The organism is Mycobacterium sp. (genome assembly GCF_050701675.1).
Lineage (GTDB): Bacteria > Actinomycetota > Actinomycetes > Mycobacteriales > Mycobacteriaceae > Mycobacterium.
This window is the reverse complement of the sequence record NZ_JBOGDD010001301.1, coordinates 1-3,597: the sequence shown is the minus strand read 5'-3', so window position 1 is coordinate 3,597 and position 3,597 is coordinate 1. Positions and strand designations below refer to the sequence as shown.

Here is a 3,597-nt window from a genome sequence, read left to right as displayed (position 1 = left end):
TCGGCGAACTGTACAAGGCGGTGGGAATGTGAGCGGGTTGACCAGCCCATTGACGGTGGCCGTCGACGGGCCGGCTGGAACCGGAAAGTCTTCGGTGTCAAGAGGTTTGGCGCGAGCACTGGGTGCGCGCTACCTCAACACCGGAGCGATGTACCGGATCGTGACGCTGGCGGTGCTGCGGGCCGGACTGGATGTCGAGGACGCCGCAGCGGTCGGCGCGCTGGTCTCCGAGGTCGACCTCGCGGTCGGCTTCGATCCGGATGAGGATCTCTACTTCCTTGGGGCAGAGGATGTCTCGGCTGAGATCCGTGGCGACGCCGTCACAAAGGCAGTATCCGCCGTGTCGGCGGTACCCGAGGTTCGGACCCGGCTGGTGGACAGGCAGCGTGAGCTTGCCGAGGGCTCGGCGGCCGTGGTGGTCGAGGGTCGCGACATCGGTACGGTGGTATTGCCCGACGCCGCCGTGAAGATCTTCCTGACGGCGTCCGCCGAGGAGCGGGCGCGTCGCCGCAACGACCAGAACGTCGCGGCAGGCATCGGTGGCGATTACGACGCGGTGCTGGCCGACGTGCGGCGTCGCGACCACCTGGACTCGACGCGGGCGGTCTCGCCCCTGCGCGCAGCGGAGGATGCAGTGGTGGTCGACAGCAGCGACATGTCCGAATCCGAGGTCTTGGCATACCTTCTCGACCTCATCGAGCAGCGTGGCGGGGTCGGCAATGAGCGTTTGCGCGAAGAGCAGAGGGCCCAGCGATGAGCGAAACCGACGCGCCGGACGGCACCTGGGTCGACGAGGGTGACTGGGAACTTTCACCCGAGGGCGTCGACGGCGTCAGTGCTGCCGACCTCGAGGCGGAGTACGCGCCACCGCCAGTGGTCGCCGTGGTCGGACGACCGAACGTCGGCAAGTCCACGCTGGTGAACCGGATCCTCGGCCGCCGCGAAGCCGTCGTGCAGGACATCCCCGGGGTCACGCGCGACAGGGTGTCCTACGACGCGAACTGGCTGGGCCGCAGGTTCATGGTGCAGGACACCGGCGGGTGGGAACCCGACGCCAAGGGGCTGCAGCAATTGGTGGCGGAGCAGGCGACCGTCGCGATGCGCACGGCCGACGCGATCATCCTCGTCGTCGACGCGGTCACGGGTGCCACCAGTGCCGACGAGGCCGCGGCCAAACGTCTTCAGCGCGCGGGCAAGCCGGTGTTCTTGGCTGCCAACAAGGTCGACAACGAAAAGATGGAGTCCGAGGCCGCGCTGTTGTGGTCGTTGGGGCTTGGGCAGCCGCACCCGATCAGCGCGATCCACGGTCGCGGGGTGGCCGATCTGCTCGACGCCGTACTCGAAGTGTTGCCCGCGGTTTCCGAGCTCGGATCGAGCTCCGGCGGCCCGCGGCGCGTCGCCCTGGTTGGCAAGCCGAACGTGGGCAAGAGTTCGCTGCTGAACCGGCTGTCGGGCGATGAGCGTTCGGTGGTCCACGATGTCGCGGGGACGACGGTCGATCCCGTCGACTCGCTGATCGAATTGGACGGCAAGCTCTGGCGTTTCGTCGATACCGCCGGTCTGCGCCGCAAGGTGGGCCAAGCCAGCGGTCACGAGTTCTACGCCTCGGTGCGGACGCATGGCGCGATCGATGCGGCCGAGGTGGTCGTCGTCCTGATCGATTCGTCGCAACCGCTGACCGAGCAGGACCAGCGGGTGCTCTCGATGGTGATCGAGGCGGGCCGTGCCCTGGTGCTGGCGTTCAACAAGTGGGACCTGATGGACGAGGACCGACGCTTCCTGTTGGACCGGGAGATCGACCTCTCGCTCGAGCAGGTCCAGTGGGCGCAGCGGGTGAACATCTCGGCCAAGACCGGCCGGGCCGTGCAGCGGCTGGTACCCGCGTTGGAGAGCGCGCTTGCCTCGTGGGACAAGCGGATTTCGACGGGTCAACTGAACACCTTCTTCAAGGAGATCGTGGCCGCGACGCCACCGCCCGTGCGTGGTGGCAAGCAGCCGAAGATCCTGTTCGCGACCCAGGCGACCGCGCGTCCGCCGACCTTCGTGCTCTTCACGTCGGGCTTCTTGGAGGCGGGTTACCGGCGCTTCCTGGAGCGCAAGCTGCGGGAGAAGTTCGGCTTCGAGGGCAGTCCCGTGAAGATCAACGTTCGGGTGCGGGAGAAGCGCGGAAATCCGAAGCGATAGGGCTCGCTAGGGTCGTCGGGTGTCCGTTCCCCACATGATCCTGATTGCCCTCGCGGGTGTCGGTGCCGGCGCGATCAACGCCGTCGTCGGCTCCGGCACCCTGATCACCTTCCCCACGCTGGTGGCACTCGGCTATCCGCCGGTGACGGCAACCATGTCGAATGCGGTCGGACTGGTGGCAGGCGGCATATCGGGGACGTGGGGGTACCGACGCGAGCTGCGTGGTCAGTGGGATCGGCTGCGGTGGCAGCTCCCGGCTTCTCTCGTCGGTGCTGGCGTCGGCGCGTGGCTGCTGCTGCACCTGCCGGAGAAGGTATTCATCACGGTGGTGCCGGTGCTGCTGGTGGGCGCGCTGCTGCTGGTGGTGTTCGGGCCGCGAATTCAGGCGTGGGCGCGCGGACGGTCCGCCGAGGAGGCGCACGTCGTATCGACCCGTCGGATGGTCGCGGTGGTCATCGGCACGTTCGCGGTCGGGATCTACGGCGGCTATTTCACCGCGGCGCAGGGCATTCTGCTGGTCGGTGTGATGGGTGCGCTGCTGCCGGAGTCGATGCAGCGGATGAACGCGGCGAAGAACCTGTTGTCCTTGGGGGTGAACGTGGTCGCGGCGCTGGCGTACACGGTGGTGGCGTTCGACCGGATCAGTTGGCCGGTGGCGGGGCTCATCGCCGTCGGTTCACTCGTGGGTGGGTACCTCGGTGCGCACTACGGCAGGCGGCTGTCGCCGAATGCGCTGCGGGCCATCATCGTGGTGGTCGGGCTGATCGGGCTGTACCGGCTGCTGACCGTCTAGAACCGGTGCCGGTCGGTTCTTCTGACCGAGTGCGGCGTTCGAGGTCTGAGAAACGCCCAGCGGGAGGGGCCTTCGGTCATTTCGTCGCCGTCCCCCAGGATCGACTCTGCCGACGCGGGCGACGGCGGTTGGGATTACAGACGAGCGCTGGGGTAGCATTTCGACCGCTGCCGGCGATCCCGGCAGCGCCGCGGGCTGTGGCGCAGCTTGGTAGCGCACTTGACTGGGGGTCAAGTGGTCGCAGGTTCAAATCCTGTCAGCCCGACCAGAGAAAGACCAGATCAGGGACGGTTTCGGAGAAATTCGAAGCCGCCTTTTCTGCGTCTCGAGAGGGCCGTACGCCAATAGGTACGCCAACCAGATTCGGTACGCCAGTGTTCGCACCCGTTCACCGACGTTCGTCCGGCACATCGCCAATCGGCGTCATGCCCTCGGTGGGATCGGGGAACAGCCAGGGCAGGCCGGGGATGCCGACGAGCCGCAGCTTGCCGGTGCGCTTGCAGACGAACACGTGGTCGCCGGGAATGAACTTCATCTCGGACTCGACGACCATGAGGTAGTCGCAGGAGTTTTCCCAGCCATAGTGCTCGACGCGAAACGAGTTGAGCACATACATGTCC

The 3,597-nt window shown here is 66.8% G+C and carries 4 protein-coding genes and 1 tRNA gene; 4 read left to right on the top strand and 1 reads right to left on the bottom strand.

Annotated elements, in window-relative coordinates; all coding sequences use genetic code 11:
* Window positions 1-37 precede the first annotated feature (37 nt).
* From cmk to ACRDUX_RS40130, 4 genes are all read left to right on the top strand, one after another.
* The gene (cmk, locus tag ACRDUX_RS40145) at window positions 38-757 is read left to right on the top strand and encodes a (d)CMP kinase (RefSeq protein WP_526423006.1); all 720 of its coding nucleotides are present in this window, start codon (window positions 38-40) and stop codon (window positions 755-757) included.
* Window positions 754-2,184, top strand: coding sequence for a ribosome biogenesis GTPase Der (gene der, locus ACRDUX_RS40140; protein ID WP_526423002.1), 1,431 nt, complete (start codon window positions 754-756; stop codon window positions 2,182-2,184). The genes cmk and der overlap by 4 nt, the downstream gene beginning before the upstream one ends.
* 34 nt (window positions 2,185-2,218) lie before the next feature.
* The gene (locus ACRDUX_RS40135) at window positions 2,219-2,977 is read left to right on the top strand and encodes a sulfite exporter TauE/SafE family protein (protein ID WP_526423004.1); all 759 of its coding nucleotides are present in this window, start codon (window positions 2,219-2,221) and stop codon (window positions 2,975-2,977) included.
* A gap of 191 nt (window positions 2,978-3,168) precedes the next feature.
* Window positions 3,169-3,245, top strand: a tRNA-Pro gene (locus tag ACRDUX_RS40130).
* 120 nt (window positions 3,246-3,365) lie between these two features.
* On the opposite strand, the gene ACRDUX_RS40125 is transcribed toward ACRDUX_RS40130, so the two are convergent.
* On the bottom strand, window positions 3,366-3,597 hold a 232-nt coding region (locus ACRDUX_RS40125; RefSeq protein WP_526423000.1), incomplete at its 5' end, for a hypothetical protein.

Coding starts and splice junctions, on each gene's coding strand:
- der (WP_526423002.1), top strand. CDS start 754: ATGAGCGAAACCGACGCGCCGGACGGCACCTGGGTCGACGAGGGTGAC.
- ACRDUX_RS40135 (WP_526423004.1), top strand. CDS start 2,219: ATGATCCTGATTGCCCTCGCGGGTGTCGGTGCCGGCGCGATCAACGCC.